We start from the raw sequence: 24683 nt of genomic DNA on the forward strand, positions 1-24683 counted from the left end.
GGTGAAGATATTTATCCGCCAAACATCGCTAAGTGTTTGGTGGCTCCTGTGTAACCATCATGCAAAAAGTGAGTGGATTTTTTATCTGCTAATAAACTTACAAACTCATCTTGCAGACGCCGTTCAGTGTTATCCAGCTAAAATTGCCTAATATCTAGTCCGTGCTCACTGGACAGGCACAGGTGTAATTCTCCCATAGCTGAAATACGTAACCTAATACAAGTAACACAAAACCTTTACTGTAGGGCATGATAAGCCCAATATTTCCTTTGCAGAGATGGTGTGTAAATTCTTGCGCTGGGCCCGCAGTTTTATCCTGCACAATTTGGCTCCACTCGTTATTGAGTAAACGCTCTTTTATGGGTAAACCTGATATATGATTTTGGTCAAAAAAGTGCTTGTTATCACCTGTTTACGTCAGTTCAATAAAACGCAATGTGATCGGTGTGTCTTTTATCCAATTCAAAAAATTATCGAGCTCATTGTGGTTAAAATGGTGCATCAATAAAGCGTTGACCTTAACCTTGACACCTAGCTCAATTGCTAGTTCGATACCTTGCATAATTGTTTGTAATTTATTATGCCCGGTAATAGCAGCAAAATGCGCGGTTCAAGGCTATCAATACTGACATTCAATGACGTTATCGCTGCATCGACCCAACTGTTAATTTACTCTGGTAGCATATAACCATTACAGGTAATCGCAACATGCTCGATACCCGGTGTGTTGGCAGAGGCTTCAATTATTTACGTAACGAAGGTTCACCAGCGGTGATGCTGATTTTGCTAGTGCCAGGGTTAGCAAACGCGCTGGCAATTTTACGAATTTCGTCTAGCCTAAAAAGTCTCGGGGAGGTAACACATTGGTACCCATCAGGCAGGCAATATTCACAGCTGAAATTACATACATCTGGAATAGACATTCGCAAATAGTGGAAGCGACGCGAAATTTATCTTCTCACATATCACTAACATCTTTCCAAAATGAAGTAGCTACACGAAATTATGTGACACTTAGGGGAGGCTGATTGGTTTCTCTTAAAACCCTGACGATACCGATGAGAACATCAGTATCGCGGCCAGTAAACCTTGTCATTAAGGTTTAGGTTTAAGGGCTCGAGGTTAATCCAATATTATTAGTAACATAGCTTGATAAATGGTCCTATTTAAGCGGTACTTCAATATTAACTCGTACTTCAATAAAAAATATTAACAATTTAAGTATCGTAGTAGTTATTATAAAACTGAAAACAAAACATTGGATAAACAACAAATAAACAAAGTTGAAAAGTATGTGCTTATTTTTGCGGTGTTCGACACATATTTGATATAAATTAAATATGTTTTAGGTTACTTTATTTTAAGTGAAATAATGGCCTGTTGAACATGACAAGCCCATTGAGAAAAGTATTTAAATGAATTTGGGAGCCTGTAATAGATTCTGTGGTGCGACACGGTGTTGCTCCAGTGATTGTTTAATCCAACCAATTGGATGTTAAACCTACTGTCTCACCAGTAGTTCCCTTCTTCGCTGTGCGTTAACGGTAACGTTTAGGTGCAAAGCGCTGAGGACAATGTAACCGCGGGGAACCGTAAATACTGCCTGTTAAGGCAGGCTTGAATCTGCTAGTCGAAAGCGGTGATGGTGCTAGGGATGATGGTATGATCAGCAAATGCAAATCTTGGTAAGTATCGTAACTGTTGAAAAGCTAAAAATGGCTAATAAGCTTTACCAAATGGAGCGAGGTTTGGAATATCCTTTCACAGATGGGGTTTGTGAGCAATTATGCCGCCGGTATTAACAAGAGGTCTTACCTATCGAGTCGTAGGAACGAAACCTGGAAACCCCGTATAGCTCCGTAAGGTAGCAAGCTCGTCAGAGCAAGTAATGGCTATGCAGGCATAGGAGGTCGGAAGAAGCAAATGGCAGGTTGTAACGATCTGCATAAGGCATGGTTTGCCTAGCTCGAAAGATGGTCCACGTCCGACTGGTTCTCAATAGTGAGAGAATTTGGAGAATTGAGTTTATGAGGAAAAGCAAATGCCGCCTGCAGTAATGCATGGTGGTGCGTCTTCACCTTTTGCTAATTGGTCTCCTATTGGTTGGAACCAGGTCAGGCAAGATGTTCATCGACTGCAAATGCGTATTGCTAAATCAGCTAGAGCTAAACGCTGGGGTAAAGTCTAAGCGTTATCACATTTACTAACACGATACCATCAAGCTAAATTACTGGCAGTTAAACGCGTTACTGATAATAAAGGACGCAATACTGCTGGGGTTGATGGTGTTTTGTGGGTTAATGCAAAACAGAAATGGGAAGCGAGTATTGCGCTTTTCGGTTGTCGTTATCGTTCACAATCATTGAGATGCGTCTACATCCTCAAAAAGGATGGGAAGAAGCGGCTTTGGGGGACCCCAATTATGTTTGATAGGGCAATACAGGCGCTATTTCTATTGGCGTATGAGCCTATTGCTGAGGTAACAGCGAATCACCATTACTATGGTTTCCGTCCTAAGCGTTCGGTTGCTGACGCCATTGAAAGGTGCTTTATCGTGTTAGCGCAACGAACATCGGCGTGATGGTTCCTTGAAGATGATATCAAAGGTTGTTTCGATAATATTAGCCATGCATGGCTATATCAACATCTGAAGTTAGAGCAGAACGTGTTGAAGCAATGGTTAACGGCAGGTTTTATGGATAATGGGCGTTTATCTCCTATGACAGCCGTTACTACGCAAGCGGTATTATATCGCCCAGCTTGTTAAATAGTGCTTTGGATGGCATGGAATCAATGCTTGAGTTGATCACTAAGCCTTACCAAATTGTCCACTTGATAAGATATACTGACGATCTTGTGATCACTGCCAATTTTAAGGAGTTGTTAGAGGACACAATAAAGCCTTCAGTAGTGAGTCTCCTGTTAGAGCGAGATCTAACGCTTCCCTAAGGAAAAACTTTGATTACGTCGATTACAAAGGGATTTGATTTCTTTGAATTTAATTTACGCAAATATGCTCAAAAGTTGCTAACTAAGCCAAGTAAAAGCGGCATCAAATTATTTCTTGAGTCTATTAGGTTAGCGATCAAGAAGGGCATTTCGACATCAATGGCTACATTAATTGGCTCGCTTAATCGAAAGATAGTTGGCTGGGCCAATTATCCTGAATCCTGTTTAATAAATTGAACTAAATGCCTGTTCCAAGATCCGATCTTTCGACTAAAAGAGATGAATCTAAAAAGGAACAGGCATGAGTAAATTAGTTGAGCTGTTTTGTGATGTCGATGATTTTTGCAAAGTATTTATTCCTCAATGGCGTAAACAACTGCTTGAAGACGGTACGCGAAAACGTCAAAAAGAAGGGCAAAGAGAAGGGCAAATGACCACATATGAAATCATGACGATTGTCGTCAGTTTTCATATGTCATATTACCGTGATTTCAAAAACTACTCTCTTGGGTATGTATCTCTTGTGTACAAAAATGCGTTTCCAAATTTATTGAATTACACACGATTCTAGCGGTCATGCCTAGAGTTACCGTGCTCATGTGTGCCTACTTTACATCACTTAAAGGAAAGCCATCAGGACATGAATTCATTGACTCTACAAGCATCAAGGTGTGTCATAACATCGAATACCTAGACATAAAACCTTCGACGGTATCGCTCAACGAGGTAAAGGTACTATGGGTTGGTTTTATGGTTTTAAGCTCCACTTAGTCGTCAATCATCACGGTGAAATTGTTGCTGCGAAAGTCACAACCGCCAATGTACATGACACCCAACCCGTACGTGAATTAGCAGAAGGCTTGACTGATAAATTGTATGGAGACAAAGGCTATTTGAGTAAAGATTTGGAAGCAGATTTATTAGACAAAGGTGTAAGTCTCATCACAACCGTTCGCAAAAATATGAAAGCAAGAGCTATATCGTTGTGGGATAGAGCCATGCTTTCAAGGCGCTATATAATTGAAACAATAAACGACCAACTTAAGAATATTTCTTATATCGAACACTCAAGGCATCGGAGTATGAACGGCTTTATGCTGAATTACTCGCGGGATTGGTCGCTTATTGTTTAAAAGAAAATAAGCCAAGCTTCAATTTAACTGACGTAGAGCTGAACTCTATGATCATCGCTTATGCAGATCTCAGGCTAGTTATGAAACCATTTATCAGCACATTTGGTCTGACAGGCAATTGGTGGCTATTTATTCCAACATTTACGTAGAAGAGGTAATTGGGAAATTAACCTGGCCCTTTGGCAAAGGGCACAGTGGCGCACTGGTCACGATTGTAGAGCGGAATACTAGCTTTACTGTTTCGACATGTCTAGATGACAAATCAGCTAAAAAAGACACAGCAGCCACCATAGCTTTGTTAGCACCGTTTAAAGGCGCGGTGCTAACGATCACAGCAGATAATGGTGAAGAATTTGGGTACCATGAACAGATGACTGAAAGTTTGAAATGTGATGTTTATTTTGCAGATCCTTATTGTTCGTGGCAACGAGGGCTGAATGAAAACACCAATGGCCTATTACGACAATATTAGCCGAAATCAACAGACTTTTAAAAGGAATCGCAATAAGCCGTTCAGGATGTAATAGTCAATCTCAATGATAGGCCAAGAAAGAAACTAAATTATAAAAAGCCAGCCAAGCTAATGGTTGAACACATGGTGGCTATAGCTGCTTAGAGGTTATGCACTTCAGACTTGAATATGCCCTTCTAAAAGAACGTTCCATTACCGCATTATCCCAACAGTTGCCGCGTCGACTTATACTTTGGGGAATTTGATATTTCCAGAGCATTTGTCGGTATTGAAGACTCATGTAGTGACAGCTTTGGTCTGAATAAAGAATTAAGATTTTTGGGCGTCTTCGGGTCTCAAAAGCTATTCGTAATGCTGCACAGATCAAGTCGGTATTAGTACTGTCTACACAGGCCCTACCCACTATTTTCCTAGCGAATAAGTCCATAAATACGGCTAAATATAACCACTGTGTTCCAGACCAAAGATAGGTGACACCAACGCAACAGACCTGATTTTTATCTTCAACATTAAATTGCCGTTTGAGTAAATTAGGCGCAATTTTCGATTCATTTTCGCTATTTTTAGCTAGTTTTCTGGGGTGTGTGCTGACGAGTCCTACCTCTTTCATCAAACTGGCCGCTTTATAACGCCCGACATTTTCACCGTTTTGATTGAGTTGACCTGCAATGGTTCTCGCGCCGCAGCACCTCGACTATTTTGATGTATTTTAACGGCTTGTTCTGTCAATCTTTCACGCTCCATTTCGAGGCGTTTGACTTGTCCCTTCAAGCTGAGGATTTTGGCTTGTTCGGGTGTCAGGGTGCCATTACCGCGAAAAGCATGGCCGTTATCATCTTCTGCCTCTTTGAGCCAACGACCCAGTATCTGAGCAGTAATACCTAAATTCGTAGCCGCCTCAACTCGACTGTATCTTTGTTCTATCACTAATGCGATGGCATCCAATTTAAATTCTTTTGAATATTTCTTACGTGCCGTCATTATCTATCTCCAGTTAGGCTTATTATGTTTTGACTGGGTGACCGGATTTATTCAACCACGTCAATAGGTATGGTTAGACGAAAATGATTTTTTGGTTAAATTTAGGCAAACAAGATTATACATTCGGTTGTCTTTTACTAAAGAATCCTAAATAAAAGGAAATATGACTTTTACTGATATATGTTCCCGATAAGTGTTTCGGAGGGTATTTTTAAGATATCGATATACAAAATACAAGGCAAGAACGAGGAGCAATAATTACGTTTGTTTACCTATTTTTCACAGGATAATAAGTCGAGTATTAAGCTCTATGGCGGCACGGACTTGGGTTTATATATCAGCAAAAACTTGACGAAATTTTGGGTTAACACATAAAGGACTTAGCCAGTTCGGTGAAGTTGCCCAGTTTGCCATTTACCTGTTCTGGAGAAGCGCAGCGATAAGTAAAACAGTGTATTCCCAGTGAGAGTTTGAAAAGTCGTTGCAAAATGAAAATTCACTAGACGTTAAAATCCCCAAATTAATGGACATATATTCTGTGCTGAGGATAGTCGTCGCCTGATTGCTTATCTGGTTAACAAAACCGCTACCAGGTTAAACCAGATTGATGACGGGCAATAAGCGACTACATTATCGAGAAATAAGGGTTTTATGTCGCCTATCGTTATGTTCACTGCAAATGAAGACTCAGCAAGTAAAAGGCAAATCTTGTTAGCGTGCATTTTTGAGTATTTTCCTAAACCGACAGATACTTAACATTTTTATCAAACGCTTATTAGGTACTTAGGGCCTACCCCTGAGCAGGCTCATGCTAATCGGCTTCAGCATAATGATTTTATCCTTTGAATTGCCCAGTATCAAATCAACTTTCATATTAAAATAAGCGATATTAAAGGGGTCTTGACGATGCAAAATTTGGATTCATTGAAACAATTAATAAGTAAAATAGAGCTTCGCGTGAAGTTATGATTTAAACGATCATTGATGTGACCATGCAAGTCGAATACCACATCGATGCAGAAGAGCATCCCGCCGCCGAATTTTTAGCCTATGAATTACACGCTCAAATTGAACAATTACAATCCTAGATGTGTTTCGAATCGGCTGTTTATAATCGACTTAGTTTATGTGCAATCCAGAACTTTGCTGCTCACTATTAGTTTACATAGACATCTGTTGCAGTTTAGCTTTGTAAATTGCTGACTGATTTGAACTTGTAGCTTTGACTATTAAATCCGCCATTTCAGCGATACGAATATTGTTATCCATCGCGCGTTTTTGCAATAAGCGATAGGCTTCTGCTTCGCTTAATTTGAGCTGTTCCATCATTAACAATCTGGCTCTATCTATGGTTTTTTGTTCTGTTAATGCGCGTTTTACGTCATTAAGTTCATCTGCCATTTTTTTTATATGTTTAGATTGATCGCGTAATAAGTCGTAAAAAGAATGACTCACATTTAACTTATTGCTGGCGTCAAGGTCTAATTCACTGAGGTTTTCAGCACCTCGTAAACCAGGCATTGCAGAATCGAACAACATGCTGAAGCTTGAATCATCACTTTCAGTCAAATTTGCAAACATTTTTAAGCGTTTGTTGTGGTGGCAGAGTTCAGCAGAGGCTTGTTTAACCCGTTTATTAGCTAAGTTGACTAAGGTTTCCGCAATGCTTTCTTCCATTACATGCATTTGGTTTATCCGCTGTGTGGCAACTTCATACCAAACTTCACTGATTTCTGCCGAAATAGGCGAGCCATCAACGAGTTTACGGATCATATTACGCATTTGCTCAATGGATTTCATTGGTGTGCTTGTCTCCAACTCAAGCCAAAGTTGCTTGTCAGATTGACTAGCAAACTCTAGAAATATTTGGAAACAATTTCGCTGCGCAACTTGCAACTGTTCGAGACGTTCACACAGCTCTTGGTTAAAGTGGGTTTCTGCAAAACCGATCGCCCCCCAAGCCCGCTCTTGTCCGGTATATTCTTTGCCTTGCATAAAATTAAACATAGCAACCAGAATGCGAGTAATGGCAGGGTCACTTGCCACATCGGCAGCTTCAAAAACAACGTTTAATAAACCTGCGACAAGTCGACAATAAGCTTGCGAAGAATTAAGCGGAGAAATGGCTAAGCTATCAATTTTATGGCGCAAAACCGGAAGATTATCCATGCCCTGTAGAGCGATACTTATACTGTTAAGGAGTCGCATATTGTCAGCGGTGTCATGACCAATTAAATACTGAGTTTTGAATTGACTACGCAGAAAGTCTTCCGCCAAAACACTTTGTAATATCTGTTCTGTACGTTGTTTAGTAAATCGTTCACAACGTGAGGCTAAAAATATGTTGCTAGTACCCCGTTCCTTTTGTAACTGATGAATAAACACACTGATCGAGTTAACAACCTGGCAGTTAGCCAACAATCGTTTAAGTGCGTTGATCTCTGCGTGTTTCGCTGCCAGCAGAAAGCGTTTAGTCGCTTCACTATATCCCATTTTCCCTCCTTTGATATCAGAGTATAGATAAAATAAAACGTTATTTTTCGTAACATAAAACATGATGCCTGATATTTTTCATCTTGACATCTATTTTATATTTTTTAAGGGGAGAAGGTTGGCTATCTTTCATCTATTACTCAATTGTTTTCAAGTTATTAATAATTTAAAATAAGCACCTCTCGTTGTTATGCAAATCAGTTTTGAATATTGCCTTTTCTTATGATGATGAATTGATTTTATTCAAACAGACTTATTTGCACCAGCGCATTTAGATGGCAACACCGCTTTCTGAAAGCTCCAACTAAGATACAAACTGAGACCGTTCCGGGGAACGTTGATGTAGACGAAACCTATAGAGCGTTGTATTCCGATTTTTATAACAAGTCGACATTGAGAAAAAATATTCAAACTATTCTGCTCATATTAGAGCCAGTGGTTTTAATCTCAAAATATACAGTGCAATGTGGGGACCACATGAGTTTAGTGCTTCAGGTACATTAAAATATTACAATTCAGTATCACTCTCAAGGCAAATAGAAGGTAAAAGACACTATTTTTTGCCGTGCAATATAACTCTGCTCGTATCGACACAATACAAAATTATGTAACCTGAATCCTTAAACAGGATTTAGGTTAAGTATACTTTTAACAACATTGTCGCCATTTATCTCTCTTTCTCTAATATTAACAAAAACTTCAACGTTACTAAATTCGGCTGTCACCTTGAATGCGGTTAATGGTCAAGAAGGCTTTGACGTTCTCAACAATTACCTTGATTACATCTCCTAGGTAGATCAAATCTGGGTTCTGTATCTGTTGACTTTGCTTCCACAAGTCAAATCATAGTATTGGGTCATCTAGATATTTTTTAGCTATACTCCAAAGGGTGCCACCACCTTGAACTTCATAGACCTCAGACAAATCATTGCGCAGTTGCAGTTGCACCATATATGTTTGATCTTAGCTGGCAGGCTTTAACGGAAAATTTTGCAAGTTACTATAATCGTCGTATTCATCATCCGCTGCAGTTGCCTCAATCGGCAGTAAAACACCGTCAATTAAGCGCATCTCAGGGTTATATAGTGCATCGACGCCAATACTGTAAGGACTCACTTCGTTGAGGATAGCCTGGTTAATTTGAGTAAGTTCTTCGACCGTATCCTTTATCGACTGCAAACCCTGGTATGTTTTGGCGCTAGTAAAAGACTGCAACTTATCACCGGTTGCACTAACGCTTGGTTGCTGATTAAAAAAATCGGGGGTAACAAAGCTTACGGCAACAATATCTACGCTGGTAAGCACATTAGCACGCAATTGATTATTAATTTCACCCATAGACTCAAGGCGTTCCGACTCTGTACCCAAATTTACGGTATTGGCAATAAGATGGATTTCGAGTAAGGTTTTAAAAGTCAGTGCCCCTAAGTTTTTACTGGTTAACACTATGTTACCAGCCGCACCGGCATCAACCTGTTCAATCACCAAATCTTTTTTGGCTGATACATCTACATTAATTGAGCTGCCATTATTAGCCACTTTCAGCTCAACAATCTCGGTGTCGAGATCAATATCGCCTGAAGCACTGATGTCGAGACGGTTAGCCACGACCGTCCCGGTGATACTGTTAGCTCCGGTTGCTTGGCTGTCGAGTAAAATGTCACCGTTAGAATTATAGGACAGTGTCATACTGCCATCGTTGAAGCTCACATTATCACTGTTGAAGGTGGTCGTTAAAGAAGTATCTAGGTCCAAATTAGTGCTGCTATTAGTCAAGTCCTCAAACTCACTAAAAGCAGTACCGCTAACATAGTTAGTCGCACTCACAGGACCCGTGACGCTCCACTCTATGTTGTCAATATTAACCAGTAATCTATCGGTACCACTACCACCCTGCAACGAGACTGATGCCGAGGCCACATTGTTAAGTTCCACCACGTCATCTCCAGCGCCTGTATTAAGGCTATTAACTAACCCCCCATCAAGGTTGACAAAGTCTTCGCCAGCACCGGTGTCAATATTATTAATCGCACCAGAACTGACAATGAAATTATCAACACCGCCGCCGCTGGTAATATTTTCAATACCGCTAAAACCTAAACTATTACCGCTACTGCTAACACGACCTCTACCGTCACCTAAGATCCAGGTACTGTCTAAGTCACCACCTTGTAACTCACCTGTTGCACTACCCGCATCGAGCTGTCTCACTCCGCTAAAGGTAATACCGGTATAGCTCATAGTATTGATATCACTAAAATTATAGGTGCTGTTAATATCAACTCCCGCAAAATTGCCGGTATTGAGCACCGCATCGATATCGGTAAAAATCACTGATATACCACTCATTACCGCAATGGCCTTAGCGGCCTCTGCCGAACTCGCCGACCAGACAGCACCGTTACCATCAACATTATCTGTGCCACCGTTGCCGTCGATATTGTCAAGTCCGTCAAAGACAATTCCAGCCACCGATACACTGCCAACTTCACTTAGTCTAAAGCTATCATTGCCAGTAGTTGCCAATAAGCGGCTAGTGGTCGCCGACGCTTTTTCGACACCGGTAAAGTTAACACCTTGCGCGCTTAAAGCATTGTTGCTATTCAGCTGCCAATCAGTGTTAGCCGCTGCATTAACTTGATCACTGCCGCTACCAGCATTGACCGTACTGATACCAGTAAAGTTTACTACATCGCCAATATTGGCCTGCTGATAGTTAATATCGCCCGCGCCAACAATGGTAAATGTGTCACTGCTGTCGCTACCCAGTAACTGAGCACCCGATGCTGCAACAGTACCTGATACCGAGTGACCGGACGCGAGTGCCAGAGTATCACCTGCACCCCATCCGTAATTGCTTTGCACGGCCAAACCGTTAAATTCAATCCCGCCAACGCTCATTATAGTGTCACTGGACAAGACGTAATCCAAATCGGCACTGTCGCTAACTGAGTCTTCACCGTCCTTCAGCGTCACCTTATTCAAACCGGTGATATTCATTTTGTTGGCTACAACACCGTTGTGAACATCAACATTGCCAGCACCATTGATGATGAAGGTCTCTGACGCTCCATCAAGCGCAACCACACCTGCGTTATTGGCTACCAGTTGTTGTACCCCATCAAAGGTGATGCCATGGTTAATCGCTTGATTATCCGTGCCCGTTAACAACCAGTCTGTACCCAAAGAGCCTGTCACTATATCGGTGCCACCAAGGGCATCGACCGTACTGACATTACTGAATTTGACTAGGTTTTGATTACCCAGAGTAAAGTCCAGCGCATTGCTGTCCGTCACTGTAAAGGTATCTACCCCAGCGCTACCCAGTAGCTGGGCATTCTTGGCATTAATGAGGGTATCTGTCGCAATGTTATGGTTATCCGACAGCGCCAGCGTATCGTTTGTACCCCAGTTAAAATTACCGAAGGCACCGCTGCTAAAGCTAATGCCCAAAACATTCATGGCGCTGTCACTTTCCAACTCGTAAGCGTAAGTGCCTGTATTATCATCCGTTACTGTATCGGTAGTATCCAATGTCACGCTATTGACTGAATAAAAGTCGATACCCTGAGCATTCACATTCACAGCGCCACTGCCAAACACTGTAAAAGCGTCGTTGCCCGAGCCAGATGTGTTGCCCGCGTCAATGCTGGCATTGCCCGAAACAACCTGTGCTACTTCAATATGCTCAAAATCAATGTTGCCATCACTCAGGTGCTCGTTACCCTTTAATGTCCAGGTCTGATTAACCTGACCCATCAATATATCGCTATCGCCAATGGCGTCACTACTGCTTCCCTGCACACCAGCAACACCCGTAAAGCTCACAGTATTGCCAATAGTAGCCCGCTTATAGTTAATATCGCCTGCGCCAACAATAGTAAATGTGTCGCTACTGTCGCTGCCCAGTAACTGAGCACCCGATGCTGCAACAGTACCTGATACCGTGTGACCATCAGCCAGCGCCAGCGTATCGTTTGTACCCCAGTTAAAATTACCGAAGGCACCGCTGCTAAAGCTAATGCCCAAAACAGTCATGGCGCTGTCACTTTCCAACTCGTAAGCGTAAGTGCCTGTATTATCATCCGTTACTGTATCGGTAGTATCCAATGTCACACTATTGACTGAGAAGAAGTTGATACCCTGAGCATTCACAGCGCCACTGCCAAACACTGTAAAAGCGTCGGTGCCCGAGCCAGATGTGTTGCCCGCGTCAATACTGGCATTGCCCGAAACAACTTGTGCTACTTCAATATGCTCAAAATCAATGTTGCCATCACTCAGGTGCTCGTTACCCTTTAATGTCCAGGTCTGATTAACCTGACCCATCACCGTATCGGTACCGCCAAGCGCATCGACCGTACTGACATTACTGAATTTGACTAGGTTTTGATTACTCAGAGTAAAGTCCAGCGCATTGCTGTCCGTCACTGTAAAGGTATCTTCCCCAGCGCTACCCAGTAGCTGGGCGTTCTTGGCATCAATCAGGGTGTTGGTCGCAATAGTGTGGTTATCTGACAGCGCCAGAGTATCACCTGCACCCCAGTTAAAATTGCCGTAGGCGCCGCTGCTAAAGCTAATGCCCAAAACAGTCATGGCGCTGTCACTTTCCAACTCGTAGGCGTAAGTGCCCGTATTATTATCCGTGACTGTATCGGAAGCATCCAATGTCACGCTATTGACACTACTGAATTTAACCAGGTTTTGATTGCCCAATGTAAAGTCCAGCGTATTGCTGCCCGTCACCGTAAAGGTATCTACCCCAGCGCTACCCAGTAGCTGTGCACTCTTAGCATCAATCAGCGTATTGGTCGCAATGGTGTGACTGTCCGACAGCGCAAGAGTATCACCTGCACCCCAGTTAAAGTTGCCGTACGCGCCGCTATTAAAGCTAATACCAGCGACGTTCATTGCGCTGTCACTTTCCAATTCGTAAGCGTAAGTGCCCGTATCCGTTACTGTATCGGTAGTATCCAATGTCACGCTATTGACTGAGGAGAAGTTGATACCCTGGGCATTCACAGCGCCACTGCCAAACACTATAAAAGCGTCGGTGCCCGAGCCAGATGTGTTGCCCGCGTCAATACTGGCATTGCCCGCGTCAATACTGGCATTGCCCGCGTCAATACTGGCATTGCCCGCGTTAATACTGGCATTGCCCGCGTCAATGCTGGCATTGCCCGAAACAACCTGTGCTACTTCAATCTGCTCAAAATCAATGTTGCCACCGCTTAGGTGCTCGTTACCCTTTAATGTCCAGGTCTGATTAACCTGACCCATCACCGTATCGGTACCGCCAAGCGCATCGACCGTACTGACATTACTGAATTTGACTAGGTTTTGATTACTCAGAGTAAAGTCCAGCGCATTGCTGTCCGTCACTGTAAAGGTATCTACCCCAGCGCTACCCAGTAGCTGTGCACTCTTAGCATCAATCAGCGTATCGGTCGCAATGTTATGACTGTCCAACAGTGCAAGAGTATCACCTGCACCCCAGCGATAATCACCTTGCACGCTCAAACCGTCAAAGGTAACACCCTCAACTGTTGCATTTGCATTGCTTGATAACAGGTAATTAAAGCTGCCACTGTCAGCTACCGTATCTTCAGCGTCTTGAAGACTCACCGTGCCTAATCCCGTCACGCGCATAACCTTGCTTGCGTCAGCAATATTAACTGTCGTGACCACATCAACGCTGCCGCCACTGTTAACGGTGTAAGTTTCGCCCGTAGTGCTATGGCCCTGTAAAGCACCGCCATTAGCAATCAGACTTTCTACCCCATCAAAGGTAATACCATCATTCGTCGCTTGATTATCCGTGCCCGTCAACAACCAGTCTGTACCCAAAGAGCCTGTCACTATATCGGTATTGCCAAGTGCATCGACTGTACTGACGTTATTAAATTTAACTAAGTTGCGGCTGCCCAATGTAAAGTCCAGCGCATTGCTGTCCGTCACCGTAAAGGTATCTATTGTGGCGCTACCCAGTAGCTGGGCGTTCTTGGCATCAATCAGCGTGTTGGTCGCAATAGTGTGACTGTCCGACAGTGCAAGAGTATCACCTGCACCCCAGTTAAAATTGCCGTAGGCGCCGCTATTAAAGCCAATACCGGCGACGTTCATGGCGCTATTACTTTCCAACTCGTAGGCATAAGTGCCCGTATTATTATCCGTTACTGTATCGGTAGTATCCAATGTCACACTATTGACTGAGAAGAAGTTGATACCCTGAGCATTCACAGCGCCACTGCCAAACACCGTAAAAGCGTCGGTGCCCGAGCCAGATGTACTGCCCGCATCAATGCTGGCATTGCCCGAAACAACCTGTGCTACTTCAATCTGCTCAAAATCAATGTTGCCACCGCTTAGGTGCCCGTTACCCTTTAATGTCCAGGTCTGATTAACCTGACCTGTCACTATATCGGTATTGCCAAGTGCATCGACTGTACTGACGTTATTAAATTTAACTAAGTTGCGGCTGCCCAATGTAAAGTCCAGCGCATTGCTGTCCGTCACCGTAAAGGTATCTATTGTGGCGCTACCCAGTAGCTGGGCGTTCTTGGCATCAATCAGCGTGTTGGTCGCAATAGTGTGACTGTCCGACAGTGCAAGAGTATCACCTGCACCCCAGTTAAAATTGCCGTAGGCACCGCTATTAAAGCCAATACCGGCGACGTTCATGGCGCTATTACTTTCCAACTCGTAGGCATAAGTGCCCGTATTATTATCCGTTACTGTATCGGTAGTATCCAATGTCACACTATTGACTGAGAAGAAGTTGATACCCTGAGCATTCACAGCGCCACTGCCAAACACTGTAAAAGCGTCGGTGCCCGAGCCAGATGTGTTGCCCGCATCAATGCTGGCATTGCCCGAAACAACCTGTGCTACTTCAATCTGCTCAAAATCAATGTTGCCACCGCTTAGGTGCTCGTTACCCTTTAATGTCCAGGTCTGATTAACCTGACCTGTCACTATATCGGTATTGCCAAGTGCATCGACTGTACTGACGTTATTAAATTTAACTAAGTTGCGGCTGCCCAATGTAAAGTCCAGCGCATTGCTGTCCGTCACCGTAAAGGTATCTATTGTGGCGCTACCCAGTAGCTGGGCGTTCTTGGCATCAATCAGCGTGTTGGTCGCAATAGTGTGACTGTCCGACAGTGCAAGGGTATCACCTGCACCCCAGTTAAAATTGCCGTAGGCGCCGCTATTAAAGCCAATACCGGCGACGTTCATGGCGCTATTACTTTCCAACTCGTAGGCATAAGTGCCCGTATTATCATCCGTTACTGTATCGGTAGTATCCAATGTCACACTATTGACTGAGAAGAAGTTGATACCCTGAGCATTCACAGCGCCACTGCCAAACACTGTAAAAGCGTCGGTGCCCGAGCCAGATGTGTTGCCCGCATCAATGCTGGCATTGCCCGAAACAACCTGTGCTACTTCAATCTGCTCAAAATCAATGTTGCCACCGCTTAGGTGCTCGTTACCCTTTAATGTCCAGGTCTGATTAACCTGACCTGTCACTATATCGGTATTGCCAAGTGCATCGACTGTACTGACGTTATTAAATTTAACTAAGTTGCGGCTGCCCAATGTAAAGTCCAGCGCATTGCTGTCCGTCACCGTAAAGGTATCTATTGTGGCGCTACCCAGTAGCTGGGCGTTCTTGGCATCAATCAGCGTGTTGGTCGCAATAGTGTGACTGTCCGACAGTGCAAGGGTATCACCTGCACCCCAGTTAAAATTGCCGTAGGCGCCGCTATTAAAGCCAATACCGGCGACGTTCATGGCGCTATTACTTTCCAACTCGTAGGCATAAGTGCCCGTATTATTATCCGTTACTGTATCGGTAGTATCTAGGATCACGCTATTCACTGACGCGAAGGCTATGCCCTGAGCATTCACAGCGGCGCTACCGACTACTACAAAGTTATCGCTGCCGCTCAAGGTGCTGGCATCGATGGCTATGCCATCGGGAGCTGATGAGTCATTATTATCTTCAAGAACAAGCTTAAATGCACTGGTGCTGTCGTCGCTTATGGTATATAGCTGTTTGGCAGTTGACGTGTTCAACCTACCTAAAATTTGGTTCACAGTTGTGCTGGTATCGCCCAGATACAGCGTGACCTTACCCTGACCGGTACTTACGCCCTTGTCAGCCATTACCGCATTATTGATAAAAGTTTGGGTCCTGGCGGTAAAAGAGCCGTCAGCTGGACCTGGAGTCGTCATTTTTTGGGTATTAATCAGTGCAATGTCTTTGATAATCACCTGTTCGGATTTGACACCGCTAGTAGTGCCCTCAATCAGAACATTACCACCGGCAGTGGTAATGTTTTCATTTACTCTAACAATGCCATTAGCAAGAAGGTTTAGGTCAAGACTGTTGGTCGTACTTTCATTTATGATGGCGGCGTCAACAGTAATGTTACTTTCGGTCAATGTATTAGCCGCATTCACTGTACCCGCTTCCAGAGTCAGCGAAATATTACTGTCAACGTCGATGCGAATTTCAGACTGCACGTGAATTGAGCCTGTATTATCCGTAGAATTATTATCCACGTTTTGGGTAGCCCCACCCCACGACACAGTGGTGCGCCCCACACTTTCTACATGTACGCTGACACTCGTTCCGCCATTCAATATGAATTCAATAAAACCTGAAGACACACCGTTTTTTACATTTTGGTCTGATACATCAGACTTAATGCCAGTGGCCTCACCACCGACGAGACCATCCTTCCAAATAACATCATCAATCGAGTCACTGATAATAAAAGCGCGCGGGTCGAGCAACCACATTCCCGCCTTCCCGCCGGCATGTGACTTGGCGACAGCTTCGCCACGCACGGTTAAATTGATTTTACCCGAGGTTTCAATAAAACCGCCATCGCCACCAAGCAAGCCAGAACTGGCATCGATAAAACCGTAAAAGTAGGTGTCTTCATTGGCCCAGACGATGACTTTACCGCCATTACCATTTTCGCGCGCCGCTGCCAAGATTTGAGCATCAACACCAATAGTGGTGGTGATGGCGTTGCGCGCATCAGTATTACCACCCTTATAACCGCCCCCGATCAGAATTTCGCCGCCACCGCTATGGCCTTGAGCTGAAACTGTAGAGTTGCCGATTACCTCGACCACATCGCCAAGAATTTTGATATCGCCGCCTTTGCCGATGCCGCCATCGGCCAGCAAGGTACCGGTGTTGATGGTTTTGTCTCCTTCGACATGGACTGAGCCACCGTTAATATCACCAGAGGCATCTAAGGTGCCACGGTTAACCACAGTGCTGCCGCTGCCGAACAGCATAATTTTACCATTGGAAGTGTCTATGCCATGTGCGCGAATGGCACCGGTGTTATTTACTGCCTGAGTAAATAAATTACTCGAGACGGTGGCTTGCATCAATACCTGCTGACCGTTTATTTCGCCGCTGTTGAGTACAGCACTGTCAATACCCAGCTCATTTTCCATTATTTCTTTGGTGACTTTGACGCCCATAATGCCGTCGGCATCGAAGGTTAATATCGCTTCGTCAGCCCCGGTCAGTGAAATAACCTCTGCACTGATGAGGCCGGTGACGTCGTTAGTCACCTGCTTACCGACTAATGCCACACTGGAAGCGTTTATGATGCCTCGGTTAACTACGGTACCGGAACCGCCTTCATCGCCTTTAAACAGTAGATCGCCATTCATAAAATCGGTTGAGTTAATGCTTAAACCGGAAGCGGTAATAGCGCTAACGTTAACCACTGAGGTTTCAGAGAACAGTATGCCGCGAGGGTTAACCAAAATCACGTGACCATTGGCTTCAATAGAGCCGTGAATTTGGCTGGGGCTCTTATCAAGAATACGGTTAAGCACAATCGATGACGACGACGGCTGAACAAACTTGACGATCTCATTCTGGTTGATATTGAACGAGGTCCAGTCGATGGCTAGACGATCAGAGAACTGATTAATCTGCGTTGTAGTCAAGTTCACATTGCTAATACTGCCCGAGCCGCCAACTACAACGCCGCCCTTAGGCCCAGCCAAGGTAGTTTGAGAAAAAACGAGCTGCGAGGCAATTAAACCACCGTAGACCAGATAATTTTTTCTGATAGCAGCGGCTAGTTTGCTGACACGATGAGCTGATTTATGTGTACTTTTTTTGGTTGCGCTCTTAGAGTTGTTGACTCGGTTGGTAATACCCTTATCCATTTTTTTGGTCATACTGTTCTCGCTGGTTTCGGGCCCACACAGTGGTGTGCTATCCGTCGCAATGTTATTTATTTAATTAAAAGAAGAATGAAAAATCGACATAAACTTGGGCCGATTTAGCTTCATCAACAAAACTTGCTTTGCTGCTGTTTAATCCTTCTGATGATTTCGACATCATTGGGTGCGAAACAGAAAGTTGTATGGCAAATTTCTCTTCCCAATTTAACTTAAAGGTTAGGCCAGCACCTGCTAGAGCCGCCCAATTATCAACAGCATCGGCTTCGTAACCGTTAAGTGAGCCATAACCGGCATCAGCAATTAAACCAAATTGAAATACTTCGTTAAGGCGTTTGCCGCCCCAGACGTTAACGTTAATAACTTCTGGCAAATTGAAATACCACTCGACGCTTAACAGCGCCGCTTGGTCACCCGAAAAGTCACGGACATTATAAGCACGCACACCGTTGGCACCACCAAGGGATAACTGCTCAAAAGCCGGCAGTGCTTCGTTACTGTACTGCACACGCCACTTCATAATGAGACGGCTTTTAGAATCGATAAAGGGGATCGGGACAAAAATTAGTGAGTTGGTATCGAGGGCGAATTTATAGAAATTGTTACTCCGGGCTTCGTCGACTTCGTTCTGGTGCTCGCCAAACTGAACCTTAAAGTTTAACATATTCAACATCTGCACCGACTGATTTAAGGCATCAATAGAGAAAGACACCTCACCCCCACGAACATGCTCTCCGGTACCAATTTCGATAATAGCTTCAAGCTCAGTTTCTTTATCAGTAATACTGACACCTGCCGACATGTTAAAAGCCCGCGAACGAAAGAATTTATGATCTAAGCCCATGGCATAGGTCTTGTTAACACCTTCGATTTCGAGCAAGTTGATGCTGTTATTCTCGTTACTTTGATCAGCCAGCTTAAATTGGTTGTAGACGGCCGAAATTTCAAAGCGCGTGCGCAAACCAAATACCGGGATACTATATTTAAACTGACCGAGGTCAGAACCAAAGTCGTTGTCAAAGTTTTCTACAGTGTTTGATTTCAAATAACTAATGGTCAGGGCGTCGCCGTTACCGGTAAGGTTGTACCATTCCAACAAGGTGGAGATACGGTTGTCACCAGTGAATGTTGAGCCGTGGTTATCAGCATGTGTGGTCATATTCCATGAGGCGTCTTCAGTTGCTTTTAAGTTGAGGGTGGTTTCACCGGGTTTATCACCGGCCGAAAAATAACCAGTTACATTGAGACTCGGTAAATCGTTGAGTAGATACAAGCCCTCCTCCATTTGTGTGTCCCTAACCAATTCGCCGATGTAGTGCTTAAACGGCTTGGACAGTTGCTGAAAGCTATAACCTTGGTTATCTTCAACTACCACTTTACCCAAAATACCTTCTTGCACTGTTAACGTAATAACGCCGTCGGCAACTTCTTGCGCCGGAAGTTGCACCTGCGCCAAAAACAAACCCTGCTTGCGATAATAGGCGGTTAATTTGTTGGTGATTTCTTCCAGATCGGCATAACTGACACCCCGTATGGCATTTTGCTTGTGCATCATATTTTTCAGTTGTTGTAGGTCTTTGCCAGAAAGGTTTTTGGTGTTGTCTATAGCTTCAATTTCATTGAGGTAGTCGGCCAATTCTTCAAGATCGGTGCGAATGTAACCGCTGGCGAAAATTTCATCTTCTTTCATGTAGGTGCAACGAAGATCTTCGGCTATGGTTTCGACCTCGGCGCGGGTAATACCGGCCTCGGGATATTCAACTAATCGCGCAAACTCAAATTTTTTAACGAAGATACGCGGGCCATCGTCGCGTAAGTTTTGTCTTGGGATTTCAGTTTCAAGTTTAGGCTCATTGGCTTCAACTGTGCGCCGGTAGAACTCTTTGGTCAAGTCTTGGTCGCCTTTAGCTATCCCGTCCTGTTCAAAGGTTGATCGCACCAAGCTGCGAAAGCTAGGGCCGCTGACCTCCTGTGCCAAGCTTTCAGTCGAAACCGTTGCAATAGCCGACGCAGTAAGGACTGCGATAAAACCCTGTCGCAATCCTAATTTTTCACATAATGTGAGCATATTTACCAACTTCAACATCTTCTATTCCTAATATTCTGTGCCAACATCAAAGTGGTTTTTAACTATATATATTTACATTGTTTACAATGTTATTAATTACTCGCTGTTATGTTTACTGATGTCGCGTACAACCCGGAAACCGGTGTGTTGATCAGCACTATAGTCATGAGTTTTTTGTCGTAACTAAGCACCGGCTCACCGGATGCTGCCGATGACAACCAGCCACCATCAATTTTTTATCATCGTCGAGGCTTCACTCCTGTAGATTACCAACATGATTTATTAAACTATATTTGTTATTTTTACCAGCTTTAATCTCAACTAGCTCAATACCTTTGTTAGTTGGACCAAATTCTAGAAGGCAGTTAAGGTTGGCCTGCTCACCCTCACCCCAACACTGAGTGCTGAAACCATTCACGATAACTCGGCAAGCGATAAGCGTAATCAGTTCGTTGACTGAGCCACTACAAGTATCCCTTGGCCACTTTGACCGAAATATTATTGGCCGGTTGCTCATCTGGCAATACGACTAGAGCAAGTACTGTTGTTTATGCAATAAGGTTTAAATCATTGACAGAAGCTTCATAACGACCAATACCATTCAGCTTTTTTGACTCACCTTCACTCACCACTAGCAGCGGGGAAAAACCACCACCAGCGAGCTGATCTTGACTGTTATTTCGCTCGCTCTTGCCACCACTGCCTGGTTTTAAGTGAATGCAAGACTCGAGTATAGGTAAAATAGAACGACACTTTTCGGAGAATTAATATGATGCCTCATATTTGTCATCTTGACATCTATTTTATATTTTTAAGGGAGTGAAAGTTGGCTATCTTTCGTCTATTACTCAACTTATTTTAAGTTATTAATAATTTAAAATAAGCATCTCCCGCTGCTGTGCAAACCAGTTTTTAATATTGCTTTTTCTTATGATGATGAACTGATTTTATTCGAACAGACTTATCTGAGGCAGCACTTTACTTCGCCAAAGCGCCGAAAATAACCGTGGTGGTGTGCGGCAACGACGTGTTAGCCGTAGGGGCTTTGAGGGCGGGGATAGAGATGGGCTGAATGTGTCAAAAGATATCTCTGTTACTAGGTCCGATGACATAGAGATCGCGCGACTAGCTGATCCAGACTTGACTACAGTTCACGTGCCCCACCGAGATATGTTCCAGTGCGCCGCGTGCATGTTTATCCAAATGGTAGAATAAAGACAGGTCACCGCAAGCGTCAAGCTTCGGACCGTTTCGAGCTCCTTCTATGCAACTAGAAGCGTAATTTTATATATCCTGTGGTAAACGAAAAAATTCAACCCAAACTGGTAACGTCAAATCTAAATGTCGTCGCGTTCCGCCTCTGCGTTTTCGACAGCCCATTCGCCCGCAGCCTCCACCGCAACAGTTGACGCAGTGGGTAGGATATTTAGGTAATTAACCTGAATCCTGTTTAATAAATTGAACTAAATGCCTGTTCCAAGATCCGAACTTTCGACTAAAAGAGATGAATCTAAAAAGGAACAGGCATGAGTAAATTTGTTGAGTTGTTTTGTGATGTCGATGATTTTTGCAAAGTATTTATACCTCAATGGTGTAAACAACTGCTTGAAGACGGTACGCGAAAACGTCAAAGAGAAGGGCAAATGACCACCAGTGAAATTATGACGATTGTCGTCAGTTTTCATATGTCACATTACCGTGATTTCAAAAACTACTCTCTTGGGTATGTATCTCTTGTGTACAAAAATGCGTTTCCAAATTTATTGAATTACACACGATTTCTAGCGGTCATGCCTAGAGTTACCGTGCTCATGTGTGCCTACTTTACATCACTTAAAGGAAAGCCATCAGGACATGAATTCATTGACTCTACAAGCATCAAGGTGTGTCATAACATCGAATACCTAGACATAAAACCTTCGACGGTATCGCTCAACGAGGTAAAGGTACTATGGGTTGGTTTTATGGTTTTAAGCTCCACTTAGTCGTCAATCATCACGGTGAAATTGTTGCTGCGAAAGTCACAACTGGCAATGTGCATGACACTCAACCCATACGTGAATTAGCAGAAGGTTTGACTGATAAATTGTATGGAGACAAAGGCTATTTGAGTAAAGATTTGGAAGCAGATTTATTAGACAAAGGTGTAAGTCTCATCACAACCGTTCGCAAAAATATGAAAGCAAGAGCTATATCGTTGTGGGATAGAGCCATGCTTTCAAGGCGCTATATAATTGAAACAATAAACGACCAACTTAAGAATATTTCTTATATCGAACACTCAAGGCATCGGAGTATGAACGGCTTTATGCTGAATTACTCGCGGGATTGGTCGCTTATTGTTTAAAAGAAAATAAGCCAAGCTTCAATTTAACTAACTTAGAGCTGAACTCTATGATTATTGCTTAAGCAGATCTTAGGTTAGCTATCGGTTTCGTTCACGGGGACCATTGCGCGCTGTGTCATACTGAAGAGTGCGTAAAGCGCAATAGCGCAAAAGTTGGCCCAAGCACCAACCAGAAAGCGGAAGAATCAAGATGTTGCATTGCCCATCCAGTGACTAGCGGGCTGGTGATAGCGCCCAACCCAAAGGTAAAAAAGCCCTCCAGATGCTGCAGGAATATCAGCAGCGGAAAGAGCCCCGTTCGTATTAGCCACGTAATTATCGAAATAAAAAGCAGTGTTGGAAACAGCCTTACATCGACCAATCTTTATTTAGGTGTATTCTCGGCCAAAAAAACTTCATGTTTGAGTTTCGAGAATTGACTGAGGTCTAGTGTAGATTTACTTAATCCTGAAGCGTTTAGTAACGATTTAATCAAATATTTGTTAAATACACTGTTGTTGTTATCGGCCAAGTAATCTTGGGGTAATTCCCATTTGGCATCATCAATTTCGTGAGTATCTTGAATATCGATTTGTGTCGAAATAGGGACAAGCTTGCACACCATATAGATGTTGGATTTTCCAAATCGGTAAGGGTGAGTACTAGCCATCCCTAAAACAGTATCAAACGAGGTCTGAATACCTGTTTCTTCTAGTACTTCACGTATCACGGCATCTTCAATTGTTTCACCTAATTCAATGTGGCCACCGGGTAACTTGTAAGTAGTGGCGCCGCGCTCGCGGATCACGAGTATTTCGCCTTTTGAATTTTGCACTAAACCACCGGCCCCAAGTGAATGAGTGGGCATAAAAGGCACAAAATCTTGAGGTTGAGATTTAAAGATCAGTGTGACTTCGGTAGGTAAACAATTATGAAAAGTGAAGCCCTGTGTGGTGGCTACTGCTATCAAATGAGCTAAATCAAGGGGCAATGTTAACCAGATAATCGCCTTGTTGTGTTGCTTAGCATGGCTCAATAAAGCGTTTAGCTGGGGTAAAAATACATCTATGTCTTCAGGGATTTGGTCGCTATCGACTATGATACCGTTGAATCTGTTGTACTCAAATGCTAACAAAATTGCTCACTTTTATATAAACGTGTCATTTTTTGAGACATTATAGGGCAAATTTCTGTGAGTCGCAGTGCTAAAGTGGCGATTCATTTAAAATATAGGATAGGATTAATTAAGTGGGGTATCTTTGAAAGTTGTGATGACAAACCTCGTTTAAGTCAGCTCAATTCGATAGGGGTTTACTGAGATGCCTAAAGTAAACCTTGTGACATTATGTTGATGACACCTGTGCTGAATAATGTAAACACAGGTGTCGTTGATTTCAACGATCTGTGATCGCGATAAGTGAGGACTCTTCTTCAGACACTAAGCCATAATCCTTGTCCAGTCCGTTTTGCTGTTTAACTATTTTTAGATTAGCTGCCACTAAGTTTTGGAATCTACCTTGACTACTGGCTGCATCTAGATCTTCAAGGCTAGCCTCAAAATTTCCCAAAACATAATGCATCACTGCTCGATTATTATAGGAAATAGCTGAAGCTCTACCTGTGTTAACTGCGGCTTGGCAGTATTGGTTCGCCTGTTCCATATCGTTAATGGCTAAATGAGCGACACACAAGTTATCAAGCAGCGGTTTACGTAAAGACACAGTTGACGTTTTGGCTAAAGCCGCCTTGCTTTTACGGATACCCTGTTCCAATTTACCTGACTCAATTTCTCTTACACCAATAACTTCGGCCACGCTGGTTTTCACTATTAACTGAGAGCCTACAGTGACATCAGTCGCTGATGCTTGACTAATTGGTATGCTCATCAGCATGACTAAGACTGCTGGAGTGTATAGTTTGATTGCCGTTTTCATAATGATATTTACCTTCTGTGTTTGAACGAGTGATACATGTTTACTTGTACTGCTTGCTTGTGCCGTGTGGGTTTGATCAGTATGGTGAACCGGTAGG

Annotated in this window: 9 protein-coding genes, 4 pseudogenes and 1 riboswitch; of the genes and pseudogenes, 5 read left to right on the forward strand and 8 right to left on the reverse strand. The window is 43.4% G+C overall.

Going from position 1 to position 24683, the window contains the following annotated elements; all coding sequences use genetic code 11:
- Window positions 1-11 precede the first annotated feature (11 nt).
- A pseudogene (gene moaA / locus C427_RS26880) lies at window positions 12-923 on the reverse strand (GTP 3',8-cyclase MoaA).
- A gap of 33 nt (window positions 924-956) precedes the next feature.
- Window positions 957-1134: riboswitch (molybdenum cofactor riboswitch) on the reverse strand.
- Between the two features lie 922 nt (window positions 1135-2056).
- Here moaA and C427_RS01155 point away from each other — a divergent pair.
- The 4 genes and pseudogenes from C427_RS01155 (at window position 2057) to C427_RS01175 (ending at window position 4554) form a co-directional block, all read left to right on the forward strand.
- Window positions 2057-2581, forward strand: a pseudogene (locus tag C427_RS01155) (reverse transcriptase N-terminal domain-containing protein).
- 443 nt (window positions 2582-3024) lie between these two features.
- Window positions 3025-3186: a group II intron maturase-specific domain-containing protein gene (locus C427_RS01160; protein ID WP_226991255.1), complete on the forward strand. Its 162-nt coding sequence runs from the start codon at window positions 3025-3027 to the stop codon at window positions 3184-3186.
- A gap of 64 nt (window positions 3187-3250) precedes the next feature.
- A pseudogene (locus tag C427_RS24380) lies at window positions 3251-4138 on the forward strand (IS982 family transposase); the annotation flags it as partial.
- 65 nt (window positions 4139-4203) lie between these two features.
- A complete protein-coding gene (locus C427_RS01175; protein ID WP_015430281.1) occupies window positions 4204-4554 on the forward strand; it encodes an IS30 family transposase in 351 nt (116 codons plus the stop codon).
- A gap of 130 nt (window positions 4555-4684) precedes the next feature.
- Here C427_RS01175 and C427_RS01180 read toward each other — a convergent pair whose 3' ends face one another.
- From C427_RS01180 to C427_RS01200, 5 genes are all read right to left on the reverse strand, one after another.
- A complete protein-coding gene (locus C427_RS01180) occupies window positions 4685-5224 on the reverse strand; it encodes a DDE-type integrase/transposase/recombinase (protein ID WP_148285876.1) in 540 nt (179 codons plus the stop codon).
- Entirely contained in the window at window positions 5164-5535 is a 372-nt protein-coding gene (locus tag C427_RS01185; protein WP_007642837.1) for a transposase, read from the reverse strand. Before C427_RS01185 ends, C427_RS01180 begins: the two co-directional genes overlap by 61 nt.
- 1161 nt (window positions 5536-6696) lie before the next feature.
- Window positions 6697-8028 carry a nitrate- and nitrite sensing domain-containing protein gene (locus C427_RS01190; protein WP_007642838.1) on the reverse strand — a complete coding sequence of 444 codons (1332 nt, stop codon included), beginning with the start codon at window positions 8026-8028 and terminating at the stop codon, window positions 6697-6699.
- Window positions 8029-8991: 963 nt separating this feature from the next.
- Complete coding sequence (locus C427_RS01195) at window positions 8992-18255, reverse strand: filamentous hemagglutinin N-terminal domain-containing protein (protein ID WP_015430282.1); 9264 nt, start codon at window positions 18253-18255, stop codon at window positions 8992-8994.
- Window positions 18256-18319: 64 nt separating this feature from the next.
- Window positions 18320-20344: a ShlB/FhaC/HecB family hemolysin secretion/activation protein gene (locus C427_RS01200; protein ID WP_007638549.1), complete on the reverse strand. Its 2025-nt coding sequence runs from the start codon at window positions 20342-20344 to the stop codon at window positions 18320-18322.
- A gap of 1508 nt (window positions 20345-21852) precedes the next feature.
- Here C427_RS01200 and C427_RS24390 point away from each other — a divergent pair.
- Window positions 21853-22735, forward strand: a pseudogene (locus C427_RS24390) (IS982 family transposase).
- A 302-nt stretch (window positions 22736-23037) separates the two neighbouring features.
- On the opposite strand, the gene C427_RS01215 reads toward C427_RS24390, so the two are convergent.
- Window positions 23038-23787: an NUDIX domain-containing protein gene (locus C427_RS01215; RefSeq protein ID WP_007637955.1), complete on the reverse strand. Its 750-nt coding sequence runs from the start codon at window positions 23785-23787 to the stop codon at window positions 23038-23040.
- A gap of 259 nt (window positions 23788-24046) precedes the next feature.
- A complete protein-coding gene (locus C427_RS01220) occupies window positions 24047-24586 on the reverse strand; it encodes a hypothetical protein (RefSeq protein ID WP_007637953.1) in 540 nt (179 codons plus the stop codon).
- Window positions 24587-24683: the final 97 nt, after the last annotated feature.

Source organism: Paraglaciecola psychrophila 170 (genome assembly GCF_000347635.1).
Classification (GTDB): Bacteria; Pseudomonadota; Gammaproteobacteria; order Enterobacterales; family Alteromonadaceae; genus Paraglaciecola; species Paraglaciecola psychrophila.